This is a genomic window from Desertibaculum subflavum (assembly GCA_003576705.1).
In the GTDB taxonomy this organism is placed as follows: Bacteria; Pseudomonadota; Alphaproteobacteria; order Ferrovibrionales; family Ferrovibrionaceae; genus Desertibaculum; species Desertibaculum subflavum.
The window spans coordinates 1-20034 of sequence record QOZS01000065.1 but is presented as its reverse complement, the minus strand read 5'-3'; the positions used below and the strand labels follow the sequence as shown (position 1 = coordinate 20034).

General features: G+C 68.8%; 18 protein-coding genes. 5 read left to right on the top strand and 13 right to left on the bottom strand.

The genetic code is table 11. From position 1 onward, the window contains the following. Positions 1-8: 8 nt before the first annotated feature. A complete protein-coding gene (locus DT074_RS24270) occupies positions 9-296 on the bottom strand; it encodes a hypothetical protein (protein ID WP_119422452.1) in 288 nt (95 codons plus the stop codon). A gap of 379 nt (positions 297-675) precedes the next feature. Continuing rightward, the gene (locus tag DT074_RS24265) at positions 676-1116 is read right to left on the bottom strand and encodes a GNAT family N-acetyltransferase (RefSeq protein ID WP_119422451.1); all 441 of its coding nucleotides are present in this window, start codon (positions 1114-1116) and stop codon (positions 676-678) included. Between the two features lie 115 nt (positions 1117-1231). Here DT074_RS24265 and DT074_RS24260 point away from each other — a divergent pair, with 115 nt between their 5' ends. Beyond that, the gene (locus DT074_RS24260) at positions 1232-1660 is read left to right on the top strand and encodes a hypothetical protein (RefSeq protein ID WP_119422450.1); all 429 of its coding nucleotides are present in this window, start codon (positions 1232-1234) and stop codon (positions 1658-1660) included. A gap of 7 nt (positions 1661-1667) precedes the next feature. On the opposite strand, the gene DT074_RS24255 is transcribed toward DT074_RS24260, so the two are convergent. The 11 genes from DT074_RS24255 to kdpF all read right to left on the bottom strand — a co-directional run bounded on the left by DT074_RS24255 (position 1668) and on the right by kdpF (position 16234). Then, the gene (locus DT074_RS24255) at positions 1668-2588 is read right to left on the bottom strand and encodes a glutathione S-transferase family protein (RefSeq protein WP_119422449.1); all 921 of its coding nucleotides are present in this window, start codon (positions 2586-2588) and stop codon (positions 1668-1670) included. A gap of 68 nt (positions 2589-2656) precedes the next feature. Then, the gene (locus DT074_RS24250) at positions 2657-4249 is read right to left on the bottom strand and encodes a SpoVR family protein (RefSeq protein ID WP_119422448.1); all 1593 of its coding nucleotides are present in this window, start codon (positions 4247-4249) and stop codon (positions 2657-2659) included. Between the two features lie 9 nt (positions 4250-4258). Further along, entirely contained in the window at positions 4259-5554 is a 1296-nt protein-coding gene (locus tag DT074_RS24245) for a YeaH/YhbH family protein (protein WP_119422447.1), read from the bottom strand. A 37-nt stretch (positions 5555-5591) separates the two neighbouring features. Next, positions 5592-7538, bottom strand: coding sequence for a PrkA family serine protein kinase (locus DT074_RS24240; RefSeq protein WP_119422446.1), 1947 nt, complete (start codon positions 7536-7538; stop codon positions 5592-5594). Next, positions 7535-7831: a hypothetical protein gene (locus DT074_RS24235; protein ID WP_119422445.1), complete on the bottom strand. Its 297-nt coding sequence runs from the start codon at positions 7829-7831 to the stop codon at positions 7535-7537. Before DT074_RS24235 ends, DT074_RS24240 begins: the two co-directional genes overlap by 4 nt. 571 nt (positions 7832-8402) lie before the next feature. Next, positions 8403-9119 (bottom strand): response regulator, encoded by a 717-nt coding sequence (locus DT074_RS24230; protein WP_119422444.1) that lies wholly within the window; start codon positions 9117-9119, stop codon positions 8403-8405. Continuing rightward, a complete protein-coding gene (locus DT074_RS24225; protein ID WP_119422443.1) occupies positions 9116-11860 on the bottom strand; it encodes a DUF4118 domain-containing protein in 2745 nt (914 codons plus the stop codon). The genes DT074_RS24230 and DT074_RS24225 overlap by 4 nt, the downstream gene beginning before the upstream one ends. Next, positions 11832-12407, bottom strand: coding sequence for a potassium-transporting ATPase subunit KdpC (kdpC, locus tag DT074_RS24220; RefSeq protein ID WP_119422442.1), 576 nt, complete (start codon positions 12405-12407; stop codon positions 11832-11834). Before kdpC ends, DT074_RS24225 begins: the two co-directional genes overlap by 29 nt. A gap of 10 nt (positions 12408-12417) precedes the next feature. Next, the gene (gene kdpB, locus DT074_RS24215; protein ID WP_119422441.1) at positions 12418-14436 is read right to left on the bottom strand and encodes a potassium-transporting ATPase subunit KdpB; all 2019 of its coding nucleotides are present in this window, start codon (positions 14434-14436) and stop codon (positions 12418-12420) included. An 11-nt stretch (positions 14437-14447) separates the two neighbouring features. Next, entirely contained in the window at positions 14448-16142 is a 1695-nt protein-coding gene (gene kdpA / locus DT074_RS24210; RefSeq protein ID WP_119422440.1) for a potassium-transporting ATPase subunit KdpA, read from the bottom strand. A 2-nt stretch (positions 16143-16144) separates the two neighbouring features. Next, positions 16145-16234, bottom strand: coding sequence for a K(+)-transporting ATPase subunit F (gene kdpF / locus DT074_RS24205; protein ID WP_119422439.1), 90 nt, complete (start codon positions 16232-16234; stop codon positions 16145-16147). Between the two features lie 300 nt (positions 16235-16534). On the opposite strand from kdpF, the gene DT074_RS24200 reads away from it, so the two are divergent. The 4 genes from DT074_RS24200 to meaB form a co-directional block, all read left to right on the top strand. Further along, positions 16535-17872, top strand: coding sequence for a S1C family serine protease (locus tag DT074_RS24200; protein ID WP_368744881.1), 1338 nt, complete (start codon positions 16535-16537; stop codon positions 17870-17872). Beyond that, positions 17869-18870, top strand: coding sequence for an FHA domain-containing protein (locus DT074_RS24195; protein WP_119422438.1), 1002 nt, complete (start codon positions 17869-17871; stop codon positions 18868-18870). The genes DT074_RS24200 and DT074_RS24195 overlap by 4 nt, the downstream gene beginning before the upstream one ends. Then, complete coding sequence (gene arsC / locus DT074_RS24190; RefSeq protein ID WP_368744880.1) at positions 18857-19243, top strand: arsenate reductase (glutaredoxin); 387 nt, start codon at positions 18857-18859, stop codon at positions 19241-19243. The genes DT074_RS24195 and arsC overlap by 14 nt, the downstream gene beginning before the upstream one ends. Next, the coding region (gene meaB / locus DT074_RS24185; RefSeq protein WP_119422436.1) for a methylmalonyl Co-A mutase-associated GTPase MeaB at positions 19240-20034 on the top strand (795 nt) is incomplete at its 3' end. The genes arsC and meaB, both read left to right, overlap by 4 nt.

Sequence of the window (20034 nt, the reverse complement as noted above, 5' to 3'; positions counted from 1 at the left end):
AAGAAGCGCTAGGCCCGCTTCAGGATCACCACCACATCCGTCTGTTCCGGCTCGTGCGGCGCCAAGGTGGTGCGCCGCTCGTCGCTCCAGCTGGCGAGCTTGATCACCTCGCCGGCCTGGATGCCGGGCTCCGGCTCTTCCGCCGGCTCGACGATGCTGAGCCCTTCGCGGTCGATGAAAAACGTGTGGTCGCCGAACAGCCGCGTCAGCTGCTCCACCGCCGGATGATCCTCGGGGATCGGCTCGGCGTCGATCTGCGTCACGGCCTGTTCGACCAGCATGGCGGACATCTTCATCGCGCTCTCCCTTGCACAGGATTGGGCGCGGCCGGGCCCCATGCCCGCCGCGTTGCATTGTCTTGCTGGTGATCCCGGACGCCTTGCTGTCCGCGTGCCGGGTGGCCCGGCCGGCCGCATCAGCGCGGTGGTGGACGGGCAGGGCGGCCATCGTTTGCGATTCGTGGCGCTGCCACGCGGTGCCGATGGCCTGCCGCCTCGCTGGCGCCCGCAGGCACCGAGGCGGTCAGGAGGTAATCCGGCGCGGCGCCTGTCGCCACCGCTCCGCTGTCCTGACCTTAGGACAGCGACGCCGCCGGTCAAGGCGGCGCGCGCAAGAAGCAGTGGATCGAATGTGAAAAATCCGCGACCCGCCCTCGGCTCAGCTTGGCCGTAGCGGTCACCCGCGCGGCGGCAGGGCGAGGCGGCGGCGCAGCACGAACTGGCGGTGGCCGCGCGGATAGTCGGCGATCTCGGCCACGCATTCGAAGCCGTGGCGGGCGTAGAAGGCCGGCGCCTGGAAGCTGTGGGTGGTCAGGATCACCTGGTAGCAGCCGCGCGCGCTTGCCTCGTCCAGGGCGGCCGTCAGCAAGGCCGTGCCGATGCCGCGTCCGCGATGGTCCGCGTGCACCCAGAGCTGCTTGATCTCGCAGACCCCGCCCCAGCTGTGTCCGGCGGCGGCCCCGATCAGCGCGCCGGCCGTGTCGCGCAGGACGAAGCCGAGCCGGGCGCCGTCGGTGATGCCGGTAGTCCGACGGTTGAACTCGTACAGCTCTTCATCCAGCGCCTCGATCTCGGCAGCGGTGAGATCGTGATGCGGCGCGACCGGCGGCATCGTCATGCGGTTCCCCACCTTGTGACCGGCCGTCCGATCCTACGCCGATCCGGCATGCATCGCGCGGGCCGGGCGGCGCGTTACAACGTCAAGGTCCTTTGGCGGCTATCGAGGAGCCAGCATGAGTTTCGCCAGCCAGGTGTCGGATGCCTTGACGCGCCGGCAGCTCACCGACTTGTCGTATAGCGGCGGCGGGCAATGGATGTTCGAGTTCGCCGGCGAGGCGCGCCTCAATACCGCCGGCTCGCCCTGGCGCGCGCTGGTGGGCGAGCAAATCGCCTTCCGCGACAGCGATCACATCGATCGCTTCGGTCAGGGAAAGATGGACGATGGCATCGGCGACGCGCGCCGGCTGCTCGTGGGCCGTGAGGTCGAGGCGGTCCGCCTGCGCCCCGATACCGGCGACCTACTGCTCCGCTTCTTCGGCGGCGGCGTCGCCGTTGAGGTGATCAATATCGGCGCCGGCGACGATGGCTGGCTGCTCTGGACGTCCCGCGGCATCCGCGTGGCGGCCAAGCATACCGGCGAGCTCGGCCCCTGGGCGGCGTGATCGCCGCTCAAACCGCGCGCAGGTCATAGCCCAGGCGCGGGAAGTGCACGACCACTTCGCCGATCGCCGGATCGACTCGGCGGATTGCGATCTCCTCCGCATCGATCAGCACCAGCTCGCCTTCAATCGGGTCGCGTGCATAGTCGTCCGCTCGGATACGCACGCGGGTGCCGAGCGGCGGATCCTCCGGAAACGGGGATGAGGCGCGAGGGGCTGCGGGCGTGGCATCGCGCGCGGTGTTCAAGGCATCGGCCGCCGACATCGCGACCGGCTCACCGTGGCCGAAGCTCGCCATGCGCGACATCCAGAATCCGATGCGGGGATAGGGCGTCAGCTCGTGCGCCAGGCGGTCGCTGCGCGCCCGAATGAACCACAGCGCGTGATAGACCGCGAAATCGGCGATGCTGACCGCGCCCCCTGCGATCCAGGGGCGGCCATCGGCCAGCAACGCATCGATCCAGCCGATCTGCAGGCGGGCCGGCGGCGCATTGCGCCGCGCCGCGCGGGCGACCGTCTCGGCGTCGGGCACGGCCAGGCCGCGCATGCGCGAACGGTCGGCCTGCAGATCGGGCGGCAGCAGGTCCTGGTTGGTGCCGGAGACGTAGAGCGAGATCGGCCGGAACAGCTGATGCTCCGCCCAATAGGCGATCATGCGCGCCGGCGCGTCGAGTGCGGGCGGATAGAGCGTCGGCTCCGGCCGGCGTCGCTCCAGCTCGCGCAGGATCAGGCTGGTATCGCAATAGATGTCGGCGCCCGCCTGCAGCACCGGCGTGCGGCGATAGCCGCCGGTCAGCGGCGTCAGATCGGGCTTCGGCGCCACCGGCGGAATGATGACGGAGCCCCAGGAAAGCCCCTTGTAGCCAAGCGCGAGGCGCACCTTCTCCGAGTAGTTGGAGAAGTCGTAGTGATGCAGGATCAGCTCGGGCACAGGCCGCCTCCGAAGAGGCGGCGAGCAAATTCCGTCGGGGCCCTTGCGTCAACCGCCGCAGGGCGCGCTCAGCTCCGCGGGCTCGCCTCGTAGGTGTACTTGACGCTGTCGTCGGCGCTGACGCCTTTCAGCTCGGCGTCGTAGCCCCAGAGATCGGCGATATAGGCGAGCACCGCGCGGGCGTCGCTCTCGGCCAGCGGAACGTCGTTGTTCAGGTGGTGGGTCAACAGCAGCTTGCGGCTGCCCATCAGGTCGACATCGCTGACCTGGATGTTGGGGTCGCGCACGCCCGGGTCGTAGGTGCGGGCCAGCGCGCGGCGCACGCGGTCATAGCCGCGCTCGTCGTGGATCGCATCGACGCGGTAATGCGGCTCGTCGGGCCGGTCGCCGAGGCGGAACAGGCGCAGCTTCCGCATCAGGTGCGGGCTCAGGTATTGCGCGACAAAGCTGTCGTCGCGGAACTCGGCCCAGGCCTGCTTCAGCGCGCCCATCGCATCGCCGCAGCCGGCGATCTGCGGCAGATACTGGCGGTCCTCGTCGGTCGGCTCGGTCGCGATGCGCTCGATGTCCTGCATCATGGCGAAGCCGAGCGCGTAGGGATTGATGCCGCTGTAGCGGCGGTCGTCGAATTCCGGCTGGAACACCACGTTGGCGTGGCTCGCCAGGAATTCCAGCATCGAGCCTTCGCCGATCCGGCCCTGGTCGTACAGCCGGTTCATGATGCGGTAGTGAACGTAGGTGGCGCAGCCCTCGTTCATCATCTTGGTCATCTTCTGCGGATAGAAATACTGCGCGATGTTGCGCACGATCCGCACCAGCTCGCGCTCCCAGTCCCGGAGCTTGGGCGAGAACTTCTCGATGAAGTAGAGCAGGTTCTCTTCCGGCAGGCCGAGCCGGTCATGCGCCTGGTCGACCTTCTTCGCCGCGGCCGGCGAATTCAGCGCGCCGGCGCCGCGCGGCAGGGTGCGCCACAGGTCGTTGTAGGTCTCTTCCTTGTGTTTGCGGCGCGCTTCGCTGCGCTTGCGCTCGTCGGCGAGCGAAGGCCTGGCGCGGCGGCCATAGCGGTTGACGCCCTGGTCCATCAGCGCATGCGCCGCGTCCAGCACGCGCTCGACGGCGGCGACGCCGTGCTTCTCCTCGCACTTTGCCACATAGGTCTTGGCGAAGTTCAGGTAGTCCAGGATGCCTTCCGCGTCGGTCCATTCCTTGAACAGGTAGTTGTTCTTGAAGAAGTGGTTGTGGCCGAAGGCGGCATGCGCGATCACCAGCGCCTGCATCGTCATGGTGTTCTCTTCCATGAGATAGGCGATGCAGGGATCGGAGTTGATGACGATCTCGTAGGCGAGGCCCACATAGCCCTTGCGGTACATCACCTCGTCGCGGGCGAAGCGCTTGCCGAACGACCAGTGGCTATAGAAGACCGGCATGCCGATGGAGGAATAGGCATCCAGCATCTGCTCGGACGAGATCAGCTCGATCTGGTTCGGATAGCAGTCGAGGCCGAGCTCGTTCAGCGCCACGTCCTCGATCGCATCGAAGGTGCGCTTCAGCGTGTCGAAATTCCACTCGCTGGTCTCGAACAGCAGCTTCGACTTCTGCACGGCGGGCGCGGCGGGACCAGGAGCGGCGGGGGATGCGGCGACGGCGGTGGCTTCGGACATGAGATGACCTCAGGCGACGGCGCGCGTCTTGGAGAACAACTGGTGGAACACCGGGAAGATGTCTGCCTTGGAGAATACCCGCTTCATCGCCAGGTTGGGAAACTCGCCGGCCACCACCTTGTAATCGCGCCAGAGGGTCGAGACGTTCATCTCCGAGCGGAACATGCCCATCTCGCGCTCGTCCAGCACCTCGATATAGGCGAAGTACTGGGTCTGCGGCAGGATGTCGTCGCGCAGGAGGCGCATCGACGGCTCGCTATCGGATGGATAATTGTCGCCGTCGGAGGCCTGCGCGGCATAGATGTTCCACTCGTCCGGCGAGTAGCGCTCGGCGACGATGCGCTTCATCTCCTCCAGCGCGGTCGAGACGACGGTGCCGCCGGTCTCGCGGCTCCGGAAGAAGGTCTCCTCGTCGACTTCCTTCGCCTCCGAGGTGTGGCGGATGAACACCACGTCGACATGCTCGTACTTGCGGGTCAGGAACAGGTGCAGCAGCAGGAAGAACCGCTTGGCCAGGTCCTTCATGTACTCGCTCATCGAGCCCGAGACGTCCATCAGGCAGAACATCACCGCCTGCGCGTTCGGCTTCGGCACCCGCTCGAACCGGTTGTAGCGCAGGTCGACCGGATCGATATAGGCGATCCGCTTGGCGCGGCGGATCACCTGATCGCGCCGCAGCTCCAGCTGGGCGACCAGATCGCGGTCGCCGGCGGATTTCGCGGCTTCGAGCTGCGCCTCGATCTCCTCCAGCTCCCTCGGCTTCGGGCGGGCGAGCGAGATGCGCCGCGCCAGGCTGTTCCGCATGGTGCGGACCAGGTTCAGGTTGTTCGGCGAGCCCGAGGTGGAAAAGCCGGCACGCGCGCTCTTGAAGGCGGTGGCGTCCTTCAGGAAGGTCTTGGCCAGGTCGGGCAGCTCGAGCTCCTCGAACAGGATGTTGAGGTACTCGTCGCGGCTCAAGGTGAACTGGAAGCTGTCCTCGCCCTCGCCGTCCGGGCTGCCCTCGCGGCCGCCGCCGCCGCCTTCGCCGCCCTGCGGCTTCGGCAGCGTGTCGCCCTGCACGTACTCCTTGTTGCCGGGCAGCACATGGTCGCGGATGCCGCCCTGGGACGAGTGGTGGAAGCGCGGCTCGTGGATGCGGGCGCGCGGGATGTTCACCACTTCCTTGCTGTCGACGTCGCCCAGCGCGCGATCCTTGATGGAGCGCACCACCGCTTCCTTGATGGTCTCGCGCGCCAGGCGGATGAAACGCTGCCGATTGGTGTGGCTCTTGCCTTTCGGGTTGAGCCGCCGATCGACGATGTTCATGCCCACGGGACTACTCCCCTGCCGGGTGGTGACAGGCTCACCCGGCCTTGTTGACGCGCATGTACCACTCGACCAGGCGCCGGGTCTGCCGGGCGGTGTAGCCGCGGCTGACCATGCGGGCGACGAAATCGGTGTGCTTCTTCTCGGTGTCCTTGTCGCCCTTGGTGCCGAACGAGATCACCGGCAGCAGATCCTCGACCTGCGAGAACATGCGCCGCTCGATCACCTCGCGGATCTTCTCGTAGGAGGTCCAGGACGGGTTCTTGCCGCCCTGCGCCGCGCGCGAGCGCAGCGCGAACTTCACCACCTCGTTGCGGAAATCCTTCGGGTTGGCGATGCCGGCCGGCTTCTCGATCTTGCTGAGCTCCTGGTCCAGCATCTTGCGGTCGAACAGCTGGCCGGTATCCGGGTCCTTGAAGTCCTGGTCCTCGACCCAGGCATCGGCATAGGCGACATAGCGGTCGAACAGGTTCTGGCCGTAGTCGCCGTAGCTCTCCAGGTACGACTTCTGGATCTCGTTGCCGATGAACTCGGCATAGCGCGGCGCCAGCTCGCTCTTGATGAACTCGATGTACTGCTTCTCGGTCGCTTCCGGATACTGCGTGCGGCGGATCGACTGTTCCAGCACGTACATCAGGTGCACCGGATCGGCCGCCACTTCCTCGTTGTCGAAGTTGAAGGTCTCCGACAGCACCTTGAAGGCGAACCGGGTCGAGACGCCGGCCATGCCCTCGTCGACGCCGGCGACGTCCTTGTATTCCTGCATGGACTTCGCCTTGGGGTCGACGTCCTTCAGGTTCTCGCCGTTATAGACCCGCATCTTCGAATACAGGTTGGAGTTCTCGTGTTCGCGCAGGCGCGACAGCACGCAGAACTGCGACAGCATGTCGAGCGTGCCGGGCGCGCAGGGCGCCTTGGCCAGGTCGGACGACTGCAGCAGCTTCTCGTAGATCTGCGTCTCCTCGCCGACCCGCAGGCAGTACGGCACCTTCACCACGCTGATGCGGTCGATGAAGGCCTCGTTGTTGCGGTTGTTGCGGAAGGTCTGCCACTCCGCCTCGTTCGAATGCGCCAGCACGATGCCCTGATAGGGAATGGCGCCGACGCTCTCGGTGCCGACATAATTGCCTTCCTGCGTCGCCGTCAGCAGCGGGTGCAGCATCTTGATCGGCGCCTTGAACATCTCGACGAATTCCAAGAGGCCCTGGGTCGTCATGTTCAGGCCGCCGGAGAACGAATAGGCGTCCGGATCGCTCTGGCTGAAGAATTCGAGCTTGCGGATGTCGACCTTGCCGACCAGCGACGAGACGTCCTGGTTGTTGTCGTCGCCCGGCTCGGTCTTGGCGACGCCGACCTGGTGCACTTTCGAGGGATACAGCTTGACCACGGTGAAGCGCGAGATGTCCCCGTCGAATTCCTTGATCCGCTTCACCGCCCAGGGCGACATCAGGCCGGTCAGGTGCCGGCGGGTGATGCCGTACTTCTCTTCCAGCACCGGGCCGATGCGGTCGGGGTCGAAGATGCCGAGTGGCGATTCGAAGACCGGGCTGATCTGGTCGCCGGCCTTCAGCACGTAGATCGGCAGCTTCTCCATCAGGGTCTTCAGCCGCTCGGCCAGCGAGGACTTGCCGCCGCCGACCGGACCCAGCAGGTAGAGGATCTGCTTGCGCTCCTCCAGCCCCTGCGCCGCATGCTTGAAGAAGCCGACGATGCGCTCGATCGTCTCCTCCATGCCGTAGAAGTCGGCGAAGGCGGGATAGCGCTTGATCGACCGGTTCATGAAGATGCGGCCGAGGCGCGGATCCTGCGCCGTGTCGATGACGGTGGGCTCGCCGATCGCGGCGACCATGCGCTCCGCCGCGGTGGCGAAGGTGGTCGGCTCGTCGCGGCACAGCGCGAGATACTCGCGGAGGGAGAGCTCGCTCTCCTTCCGGTTCTCGAAGATCGTGCTGTAGAGCTCAAAGACGTCGGGCTGATACGTCATCGGGCGGGCACCTTGGGCTTGACGATCGGCAGGCGATCGGTTGCGAGGAGCGCGCATGCAATCGCAAGCGCGCGGGCGAGGGGCCGAGTGCGCCGGCTCGGCCAGTAGACGATCAAGCGCGGTGTGGGCGAATGGAAGGCGGCGGCGTGTCGGGATTCCGTCGCCGCGCGGCGGCGGGAGGCGGCGCGCACCGGCACGGGAACGGGCTGCGCTGCGTCGAGAGGCAGGCAAAATTCGGTGAGCGACCTGAAGACGGTCTTGGCTATGGCGGTCAGACGGAACGATGACAACATCGTCGGAGCGTCCTCTTACCTAATCGCTCCCCCCGGGATCTGCGTTCGGTCACCAACTGCTTCGTTCAGACTGTTCGTTCGCTCGCTTCGCTATCGATCCTGAGTTCGCGGTATGCGCATCGATCAATTGCACGAAGGATGCCAGTCCTGTTTCTGTTCTCTTCAAACTCCCGCTTCGATTCCCTTGTTCCCTCGGGATCGGCTTGGCAGTTTTTCCAACTCGCTGCGTGCCGATCCGTTGCCAATGGTGAAATAGGTTGGTTAATGGACATTGAAAATACTGGTAGGCCGCTCGGCGTAGGGAATTGGGCTGTCCGGGAGGCGACGTGGCGGGCGCGCGCCGGGCTGGCGGGTGTCTCCGCAGGGCACGGCTCCCAATCTCCGAAATTTCCCAGACCACCCATAACTTGGCTCCCTGTCGCGAATCACACACCATATCTTGATGAAATTCCAGACTAAAATTTCACCGTAAGATTCTGTCAAAAATGAGCCGTTGCCCAAAATGTGATCAGGAGCGGCATAGATGCGGGGCCGGCCGGGTGCGCCCGGGGGCGGTCGACCGGGGCGCTCGTCAGCGTTGCGCGTCGCCCGCCAGCTCGACCAGCAGCCGATAGCCCACGCCGGGCTCGGTCGCGATCAGATGCGGCTTGGTCGCGTCGTCGCCGAGCTTGTCGCGCAGCTGGCCGATATAGACGCGGAGGTATTGGGTGTCCTCGACATGGGCCGGTCCCCAGACTTCCTTGAGCAGTTGGCGCTGGGTCACCACCCTGCCGGCGTGCTGCACCAGCAGGCGCAGCAGCTCGTATTCCTTGGGCGACAGCTTCACCGGTTCGCCCGCCAGCGATATCTCTCGGCGCACCAGGTCGACGGCGAGCGCGCCCGCGCGGAAAATCGGCGCCTCGCCGGCCTGGCGCAGGCGGTGTCGCAGGGCGGCGCGCAGCCGCGCCAGCAGCTCGCCCATGGCGAAGGGCTTCTCCACGTAATCGTCGGCGCCGGCATCGAGGGCGGCGATCTTGTCCGCCTCGCGGCTGCGCACGCTCAGCACGACGATCGGCATCTCGGTCCATTCGCGCAGGCGCCGGATCACCTCGATGCCGTCGAGATCGGGCAGGCCGAGATCCAGGATGATCACGTCGGGCTTGGCCTCGGCGGCGCGCGCGAGCGCCTCCTCGCCGCTCGCCGCCTCGACCACCGCATAGCCCTGGGCCGCAAGGCTCGGGCGAAGGAAGCGGCGGATCTGCGGTTCGTCGTCGACGATCAGGATGGTGGTCAGCGGCGTGCCGGTCACGCCGTCGTCTCCAGCTTCGGCGCCGTCACCACCGGCAGCGCGATGCGCATCAAGGTGCCCGGCATCGTGCCCTGCGTCGTCCCCAGGCCGCCGGGCCGCGGACTCTGCGCCGTGATGTGGCCGCCATGCGCCTCGACGATGCCCCTGCACACCGCGAGGCCAAGGCCGGTGCCGGCGACCTGGCGGTCGCCGCGCGCCACGCGGCGGAATTTTTCGAACACATGGGCGATCTCCTCCGCCGGGATGCCCTGGCCGCGATCGGCGACGGCGATGACGACCTCCGTGCCCTCGCGCCGCGCGGCGATCTCGACCGCGCTGCCGGCCGGGGAGTATTTCGCCGCGTTGTCGAGCAGGTTGAACAGCACCTGTTCCATCAGGATGCTGTCGACCTTGAGCAGCGGCAGATCCGGCTCGACCTTGATCTCGAGCGGGCGGTCGCCGAGCTCGCGCCGGGCGCGGCGCGCCGCCGCGGCGACCAGGTCGGCGGCGGCGACCCAGTCGAGCCTGGGCGCCAGCATGCCGGATTCGAGCCGCGTCATGTCGAGCAGGTTGCGCACGAAACGGCCGAGCCGCTCGGCCTCCTCCTGGATGGTGTCGAGCAGGTCGGCCCGCGTCGCCGCGTCGTAGCCGGCGCCATAGGATTTCAGGCTGGTCACTGCGCCGATGATGGAAGCGAGCGGCGTCTTCAGGTCGTGGCTGACCGAGGAGAGCAGCGCGTCGCGCAGCTTCTCCGTCGCGGTCAGCACGCGCGCCTCGGCCATCTCGCGGTCGAGCTGGCTGCGCTCGACCGCGAGCGCGGTCTGGTCGATCAGGCCGGCCAGGACGCGCTGCTGCTCGGCGTCGAGCTCCGCCGGCCCGTCCGGACCGCGCAATCCCACGGCGCCGAGCCGGCCGCGCGCGGTCCGCATCGGCTCGAACCGCCAGGCGCGGTTCGGCAGGGTATCGGTGCCGTGGCCGGCCGCCTCGCCGTGGCCCCAGGCCCAGCGCGCCGCCATCCAGTCGCCGGGATCGAGATCCTCCTCCGGCGGGAAGGCGCCGGCGATGCGCAGGTCGTCGCCTTCGGCCAGCAGGATGATGGCCTGGCCCTGCAGCGCGGCGGCGATCTGGTAGCTCGCCGCCCAGAGCAGGTCGTCGAGCCCGGTCGCGGTCACCAGCTTGCGGCTGAAATCGAGCAGCAGGCTTTGCGTGCGCACTCGCTGGCGCGCATCGATCGCCTGGTCGCGGACGCGGGCGGCGATGCCGCTGACCAGGATGGCGACCAGCAGGAACAGGAACAGGCCGACCAATTCGTGCGGCCGAGCGACGGTGAAGGTGTAGCGCGGCTCGGTGAAGAAGAAATTGTAGCCAAGAAAGGCGGCAGCCGTGGCGACGACGGAGGGCCAAAGGCCGTGCCGCACCGCCGCCAGGACCACGGCAACCAAAAACAGCGGAGCCGGGCTCGGCAACTCGATCACATGCTCCAGCGCCGCGCCGGCGGCGACCGCGCCGACCACATAGCCGACCGAGAGGGCGAAGGGCGGCCAGTCCTGCGGCACCGCGAAGCGCCGGAGCCAGCGCCAGCGCCGCTCCGGCGAGGGCTCCAGCGGCACGACATGCACGGCGACGTCGCCGCTCGCCCGCACCAGCGCATCGACCAGCGAGCGCCCGAACACGCGGCGCAGCCAGCTGGTGCGGCGGCGGCCGATCACGATCTGGGTGACGTTGCGGCTCCCGGCATAGCGCAGGACCTCTTCCACCAGGTCGCGCGCCGGCAGGGTCACCGCTTCGCCGTCGAGCTGCTCGGCGAGGCGCAGCGCCTCGTTGATGCGGTCGCGCGCGGCCTGGTTCAGGCGGTAATGGCCCGGCATCTCCACATAGACGGCCGTCCACGGCGCGTGCAGCTGGTCGGCGAGCCGACGGGTCGCGCGCACCAGCGCGGTCGAGCCGGTATCCGGGCCGATGCAGGCGAGCAGCCGGTCGCCGGCCGCCCACGGCCCGGCGATCGCATGCTGGCGCATGTAGTCGACCATCTGGTCGTCGACCCGCTCGGCGACGCGGCGCAGCGCCAGCTCGCGCAAAGCCGTGATGTTGCCGGGCTTGAAGAAATGCGCGACGGCGCGCTTGGCTTGGCCCTCGACATAGACCTTGCCCTCGGCGAGCCGCTTGATCAGGTCGCCGGGCGTGAGGTCGACCAGCTCGACCTCGTCGGCGCTCTGCAGCACCTCGTCGGGCAGGGTCTCGCGCACCCGCACGCGGGTGATGCGCGCCACCACGTCGTTCAGGCTCTCCAGGTGCTGGACGTTGAGCGTGGTGTAGACGTCGATGCCGGCGGCGAGCAGCTCCTCGACATCCTGGTAGCGCTTGGGATGGCGGCTGCCCGGTGCGTTGGTATGGGCGAGCTCGTCGATCAGGATCAGGCGCGGCCGCCGGGCCAGCGCCGCGTCGAGATCGAATTCGGCGAGCTGCTGGCCGCGATAGGGAATGGTCTGGCGCGGCAGCACGTCGAGACCCTGGATCAGCGCCTCGGTCTCGCGCCGGCCATGCGTCTCGACCACGCCGACCACGACATCGACGCCGTCGCGGCGGCGGCCATGCCCGCCTTCCAGCATGGCGAAGGTCTTGCCGACACCGGGCGCGGCGCCGAGATAGATCTTCAGCCGGCCGCGCCCCTCGCGCCGGGCAACGTCGAGCAGCGCCTCGGGCGACGGGCGGGCGCCGTCGCCGCGGCTCGCGTCATCCCTGGGGGCGTCGGGCGATGCCATCGAGCGCCAAGTTTAGCCGAAGAACGTTGACCCGGGGCTCGCCGATGAAGCCGAGGGCGCGGCCCTCCGCCTGCCGCAGCACCAGGTCGCGGATCGTGGCTTCGGGCAGGCCGCGTGCCCGGGCGACCCGCGGCACCTGGTAGAGCGCGGCGGCCGGCGAGATATGCGGATCGAGTCCGCTGGCGGAGGCGGTCACCAGTTCGGTCGGGACCGGGGCGCTGCCATCCTTCACCTTGTCGATGTCGCCCTGGATGCGCGCCATTAGGGCTTTCGATGTCGGGCCGAGGTTGGAGCCGCTCGAAGACGTGCCGTCATAGCCTGACTTGCCGGCAGCCGATGGACGCGGCCAGAAATACTTCGGGTCGCTGAAGCCCTGCCCGATCAGGCTCGAGCCGATCACCTTGCCGTCACGTTCGATCAGGCTGCCATTCGCCGCCTCGGGCGCGATCGCCTGGGCGATGCCGGTCATCGCCAGCGGATAGGCGATGCCGGTCAGCAGCGTGAACAGCAGGGTCATCGCAAGCGCGGGGCGCAGATGAGTGAGCATGGCGAGCCTCTCAAGCAAGACCGATGGCGGCGACGGCCATGTCGATCAGCTTGATGCCGATGAAGGGCACGACGAGGCCGCCGAGGCCGTAGATCAGCAGGTTCCGCCGCAGCACGGCCGCGGCGCCGGCCGGGCGATAGGCGAGGCCCTTCAGGGCAAGCGGGATCAGCGCGACGATGATCAAAGCGTTGAAGATCACCGCCGACAGGATGGCGCTTTCGGGCGTCGCCAGTCCCATGACGTTGAGCGCGCCGAGCTGCGGATATGTGGCGATGAAGATCGCCGGAATGATGGCGAAATACTTCGCCACGTCGTTGGCGATCGAGAAGGTGGTCAGCGCGCCGCGCGTCATCAGGAGCTGCTTGCCGATGGCGACGACCTCGATCAGCTTGGTCGGGTCGCTGTCGAGATCGACCATGTTGCCGGCCTCCCGCGCCGCCTGGGTGCCGGTGTTCATGGCGACCCCGACATCGGCCTGCGCCAGCGCCGGCGCGTCGTTGGTGCCGTCGCCGCACATGGCGACCAGCTTGCCTTTGGCCTGCTCGGCGCGGATCAGCTCGAGCTTCGCCTCCGGCGTCGCCTGGGCAAGGAAGTCGTCGACGCCGGCTTCCGCCGCGATGGCGGCGGCGGTCAGCTTGTTGTCGCCGGTGATCATCACCGTGCGGATGCCCATGCGGCGGAGCTCCACGAAGCGCTCCTTGATGCCGTCCTTGATCACGTCCTTCAGGTGGATGACACCAAGGATGCGGCGGTCGTCGGCGACGGCGAGCGGCGTCCCGCCGCCGCGCGCGATACGGTCCACCGCTTCGGCGATGGCCGGCGCGAGCGCGCCGCCGGCCCAGGCCTTGATGGCGTCGACGGCGCCCTTGCGGATCTGGCGCGTGCCGATATCGATGCCGCTCATCCGGCTCTGCGCGGTGAAGGGGACGAAGCTGCCGCCGGCCGCGTCGGCGGTCACGCCGTGGCGCTCATGGATCAGGGCGACGATGCTGCGGCCTTCCGGCGTCTCGTCGGCGAGGCTCGCGAGCAGCGCGGCTTCCGCCAGCTCGCGCTCGGCAATGCCCGACGCCGGCACGATTTCCGCCGCCATGCGGTTGCCGAGCGTGATGGTGCCGGTCTTGTCGAGCAGCAGGGTGTCGACATCGCCGGCCGCCTCCACCGCGCGGCCCGACTTCGCCAGCACGTTGAACTGCACCAGGCGGTCCATGCCGGCGATGCCGATCGCGGAAAGCAGGCCGCCGATGGTGGTCGGGATCAGGGTGACCAGCAGGGCCGACAGGATGGCGACCGGGACGGTCGCCCCGGCATGAAGCGCGAAGCCCTCGATGGTCACCGTCGCCACCAGGAAGATGATGGTCATGGCGGCGAGCAGGATGGCGAGCGCGATCTCGTTCGGCGTCTTCTGCCGCTCGGCGCCTTCGACCAGCGCGATCATGCGGTCGAGGAAACCGCCGCCCGGTGCGGCAGTGACGCGCACCTTGATCCAGTCGGACAGCACGCGGGTGCCGCCGGTGACGGCCGAGCGGTCGCCGCCGGATTCGCGAATCACCGGCGCGCTCTCGCCGGTGATGGCGCTCTCGTCCACGCTGGCGACGCCTTCGATCACGTCGCCGTCGGCCGGGATCACATCGCCGGCCTCGACCAGAACGACATCGCCTTCCCGGAGCTCGAGCGCGGGCACGGTCTCGACCGCGTTGCCAGCACCGATGCGTCTGGCCACGGCGTCGGCGCGGGTCCTGCGCAGGGTATCGGCCTGCGCCTTGCCGCGGCCTTCCGCCACCGCTTCGGCGAAATTGGCGAACAGCACGGTGAACCAGAGCCAGGCGGCGATCTGGCCGGTGAAGCCGGCATCGCCGCCGCCGGCAAGGTCGCGCACGAACAGGATGGTGGTCAGCGCGGCGACCGCGGCGGTGACGAAGATGACCGGATTCCTGACCAGCGAGCGCGGGTCGAGCTTGGCGACGGCGCTACCCGCCGCGCCGCGCAGAACGGCGGGGTCGAACAGGGAGATATGGGCGCGGACATCCATGGACGGGTTCCTCAGAACAGATCGCCGGCCTGCATCGCGAAGTGCTCGACCAGCGGGCCGAGGGCGAGCGCGGGGAAGAAGGTGAGGCCGCCGAGGATCAAGATCACGCCGACCAGCAGGCCGACCCAGATCGGCCCGGTGGTCGGGAAGGTGCCGGCGCCCGGTTCCACCTTGGGCTTGGCCACCAGGCTGCCCGCCACCGCCAGCATCGGCACGATCATCAGGAAGCGGCCGAACAGCATCGCCAGGCCGATCGTGATGTTGAAGAACGGCGTGTTGGCGCTGAGCCCGGCGAAGGCACTGCCGTTGTTGCCGGCGCCGGAGCTGTAGGCATAGAGATACTCGCCGAAACCGTGCGGGCCCTGGTTGGCGAGGCTCTCCGCCGCACCCGGCCATACACAGGCAAGTGCGGTAAAGACCAGGATGGTCATCGGCGAGATCAGGAGGGCGAGCATGGTGAGCTTGACCTCGCGCCCGCCGATCTTCTTGCCGAGATATTCCGGCGTGCGCCCCACCATCAGCCCGGCGACGAAGACGGCCAGGATGGCATAGAGCAGCATGCCGTAGAGCCCGGCGCCGACGCCGCCGATGACGATCTCGCCGAGCTGGATGTTGAACATCGGCACGAGGCCGCCGAGCGGCGTGAAGCTGTCATGCATCGCATTGACCGAGCCGTTCGAGGCGGCGGTCGTGAACACCGCCCAGAGCGACGACGTCGCGATACCGAAGCGGGTCTCCTTGCCTTCCCAGTTGGCCGCCTCGGTCAGGCCGAGCTTGGCCAGGATCGGGTTGCCGGCGGCTTCCGCCCCGTAGCAGGCGACGATGCCGGCGCCGAGCATGACCAGCATCGCGGCGAGCAGGGCGCGGCCCTGCGCCCGGTCGCCGACGATGCGGCCGAAGGTGGCGGTCAGCGCCGCGGCGACGGCGAGAATGGCCCACAGCTCCAGCAGGTTGGTCCAGGCGGTCGGGTTCTCGTATGGATGCGCGCTGTTGGCGTTGAAGAAGCCGCCGCCATTGGTGCCGAGCATCTTGATGGCGAGCTGGCTCGCCACCGGGCCCTGCGCGATGGCCTGCTTGCCGCCCTCCAAGGTGGTCGCCTCGACCGGGCCGGACAGGTTCTGCGGCAAGCCCAACAGCACCATCGCGAGCGCCATGACGAGTGCGAGCGGCAACAGCACGTAGAGCGTCGAACGGGTCATGTCGGCCCAGAAATTGCCGATCGTGGTCGCGCCGGAGCGGGCGAAGGCGCGCGCGAAGGCGATGGCGATCGCCATGCCGGTCGCCGCCGAGACGAAATTCTGTACCGTGAGGCCGGCCATCTGGCTGAAATGGCTCAAGGTCGCCTCGCCGCCATAGGCCTGCCAGTTGGTGTTGGTGGTGAAGCTGACCGCGGTGTTGAAGGCGAGGTCCGGCGGCACCGCCGGCATGCCGGCCGGGTTCAGCGGCAGCACGTCCTGCAGGCGCAGGATGCCATACAGCAGCGCGAAGCCGGCCGCGTTGAAGGCGAGCATCGCCATGGTGTAGCCGGCCCAGCTCTGCTCGCGGCGCGGATCGATACCGGCAAGGGCGTAGAAGCCGTTCTCGACCGGCGCCAGGAACCGCACCTCGCCGGCATAGACGCGGGCCATGTAAGCGCCGAGCGGCGCGACCGTGGCGAGCACCAGGCCGACCGCGAGCGCGATCTGCAGCCATCCGATAAGAGTCATGTTCAGAACCTCTCCGGCCGCAGCAGCGCCACGATGAGGTAGACGAGCAGGCCGAGCGCGACCGCGCCGCCAAGCAGGAACTCGAAGGTCATGGGCGACTCACATCCGCTCGCAGGCGATCGCATAGACCGCCGCGGCAACAAAGAAGCCGAGTCCGATTCCGATGAACACCAGGTCAGCCATGTGCCCGCTCCGCATGCATGGGTCGGAACATGGCGTCGGCCCGCGTGAGTTTTCCATGCGGATTGACGCGAATGGGCGTAAAGGGCGCATAAAGGCCCACGAGACTACGTTGCAGCCTGGGAGCCGCGCGCTTGCGGCCGTTTTCCCGGCTGCATAGTGTCGCCCGCAGGGCGCCGCTGACGGCGGACGGCGCGACAGGAGCAGTTTTGTTGAGGTCAGGCCTGAGACTGTTGCTCGCGGGCGCGTTCGCGGCGTTTGCCGCCGGTGCCGCGCCCGCCCAGCAGCGCGCCGCGCCGCCGATGCCGGCCGGCCCGCTCTCCTCGACCGCGGAGCGCATCTACGCCACCGCCAGGCCGCAGCTGCTGCAGGTCCGCACCCTGGTCGCCGCGGCGGGACGCCAATCGTCGATCGGTTCCGGCTTCCTGGTTGGCGATGACGGGCTTGCCGTCACCAACTATCACGTCGTCTCGCAATACGCGCTCGATCCCGCCACGTATCGCCTGGAATACACCGCCGCCGACGGCGCCAGCGGCGAGCTCACGCTGCTCGCGATGGACATCGCCAACGACCTCGCCGTGGTGCGGCTCGACGGCGCGGCGCGGCCCTATTTCCGCTTCGGCGCGCGCGCCGCGCAGGGCGAGCTGCCGCAGGGCGAGCGCCTCTTCTCCATGGGCAACCCGCTCGATCTCGGCTTCACCATCGTCGAGGGCACCTACAACGCCCGGGTCCAGCGCAGCTATACCGAGCGCATCCTGTTCTCCGGCGCGATCAATCCCGGCATGAGCGGCGGGCCGGCGGTGACGGCCGACGGCCATGTCGCCGGCATCAACGTTGCCAAGCGCACCGACGGCGAGCTGGTCAGCTTTCTCGTGCCCTCGCGCTTCGCCGAGGCGCTGGTGACGCGCGCCCGCGCCGGCGGGGTGCCGGCGCCGAAGGAGCTGCGCGCCGAGATCGCGCGCCAGCTGAAGGACTGGCAGGCCGCGCTCTATGCCGATTTCAATGGCCGCGGCTTCCGCGCCGCCCGGCTCGGGCCCTACGAGGTGCCGGAAAGCGCGGCGCCCTGGTTCACCTGCTGGGCGCGCACCAATGCCGAGGAGGCCACACGCCAGCGCGCCCAGGCGAACTCGACCAGCTGCAGCAGCGACACGCGGGTCTTCGTCGCCAGCGGCCTCAATGTCGGTCTGATCCTGCTGAGCCACAGCTACGTCAAGAGCGTCGACCTGAACGCCTTCCAGTTCGCCGCCTATCTCACCCAGCGGAGCCAGCCGACATCCGGCGGCTGGTCGTCGCGCTGGTACACGCCGCAGCAATGCCACGAGGATTTCGTGGCGCCGTCCGACCCCTCGGCGCAGCCGGCGCTGCAGGTCGTCTGGTGCGCCCGCGCCTATCGAAAGTTCGACGACGTCTACGATGTCGGCATCACGGTGGTGACCCAGGACCGCAGCCGCGAGGCGCTGGTCTCGCGGCTCAACCTGCAGGGCGTCAGCTTCGAGAACGCGCTCGCCACCACGCGCCGCTTCCTCGACGCGATCCGGTGGGCGAAATGACCGAGCCCCAAATCGATTCGGCGCCGGCGATCTGGGTCGAGCTCTTGTCGCGCCATGGCGACGTGCTGGCGCGCCACCGCTGTGCGGGGCCCGAACTGCGCATCGGCCGGGGCTACGGCAACGACGTGGTGGTCGACGACCCCTTCGTCGCGGTCGAGCATCTCCGCGTCCGGCGCGATGCCGATGGCCGGCTGGTCGCGCAGGATCTGGGCTCCGTCAACGGCACCTTCCTGGATCGCGACGGGCGGCGGGTCGACCAACTGGTCCTCGACGGCGAGCATCGTCTGCGCATCGGCCACACCTGGCTCCGCATCCGCGACGCGGCGCATGCGCTGCCGCCGGAACGGGCGGCGGCGCCGCAGCGCCGCCTGCTGCCGATCGCGCTCGGCCTCGGCGCCGTCGTCGTCGGCGTCGAGATGCTGTCCGTCTGGCTGAACGACACGCTGGAGCCGAGGGCGTCCCGCTATCTGCTGACGCCGCTGGTCGTGACGCTGGTTCTGGTGGCCTGGACGGCGATCTGGTCGGTGCTGTCGCGCATCTTCACCGGCCAGGCCCGGCTCGAGCGCAACCTGCTGATCGCGGTCGCCGGCACGCTGGTGTATTCGCTGTGGAACGAATTCGTCTGGTTCTTCTCCTACGCCTTCGCCTCGCGCGCCTTGGTCGATTCCGGCACCGTGGTGTTCTGGCTGGTGCTGGCCGCGATCTGCATCCTGCATCTGCGCTCGATCTCGCCGGCGCATCCCTGGGCGAAAGCCGCGGCCGTCCTGCTGCTCGGCCTCACTGGCATCGGCGCCCAGACCCTGACGGCGTCGGAAGGCCCGGTCGGATCGCCCTACCAGGCGGCGCCGCGCCGCCTGCTGCCGCCCGCCTTCCGCCTCGCGCCGCTGACCGGACCGGACGCCTTCGCGGCCGAGCTCGCCCGGCTCAAGCCGGCGCTCGACCGCGAGCGCGCCGCCGAGCCCGACGGCGCGGCCGAGGCGGAGGATGGCGACGACTGACGCCCGCCCGCCTATACTCGCGGCCATGCAGGTGACCATCTGGCACAACCCGCGCTGCAGCACCTCGCGCAAGACGCTGGCGCTGCTGCGCGAGCGCGGCATCGAGCCGGCCGTCGTCGAATATCTCGCGGCGCCGCCCTCGAAGGCTGAGCTCGAGCGCGCGGCGGCGCTGCTCGGCGGCGATCCGGCGCGCTTCCTGCGGGCCAAGGAGCCGCTCGCCAGGGAGCTCGGCCTGAACAAGCCCGGCACCAAGCCGGCCGCCATCATCGCCGCGATGGCGGCGCATCCGATCCTGATCGAGCGCCCGATCGTGTTCGCCGGGCGCCGTGCCGCGCTCGGCCGGCCGCCGGAAGCCGTGCTCGACATCGTGTGAGTAAGCGGGAGGCCTGGATCGGCGGCATCGCCCGCGGCGAGCGGGCGGCCCTGGCGCGCGCCATCACTGCGGTGGAGAACGAGACCGGCGAGGCGCTCGCCGTCCTGGCGGCGATCCGCGCGCGGCTCGGCCGTGCGCTGGTGCTCGGCGTCACCGGCCCGCCCGGCGCCGGAAAATCGACCCTGGTCGCGGCGCTGATCGGCGAGCTCCGGCAGCGCCGCCTTACCGTCGGCGTCGTCGCCGTCGATCCGTCGAGCCCGGTCACCGGCGGCGCCATCCTGGGAGACCGCATCCGCATGGGCCGGCATGCCGAGGATGACGGCGTGTTCGTGCGCAGCCTCGCGAGCCGCGGCCATCTCGGCGGCCTGTCCCGCACCGCGCAGCGGGTGATCGACGTGATGGACGCATCGGGCCGCGACATCGTGCTGGTCGAGACCGTCGGCGCCGGCCAGAGCGAGGTCGAGATCGCCGGCATCGCCGATCTCCGCATCGTCGTCGTCGCGCCGGGCCTCGGCGACGAGGTGCAGGCGATCAAGGCCGGCATCCTGGAGATCGCCGACATGTTCGTGGTCAACAAGGCCGACCAGCCGCTGGCCGAGCGCACGGCGCGCCAGCTTGCGGCGGCGGCGAGCCTGGCCGAGCGCGACGGCCCGCCGCCCCAGGTGCTGAAGACCACGGCGACCTCGGGCGAGGGCGTGGCGGCGCTCGCCGATGCCGTGCTGGCGCAGCGCGGCCGCACCGGACGCCGGCTCAGTCCCGCCTGGCGCCGCGCCGCGCTCGCCACCGCGACC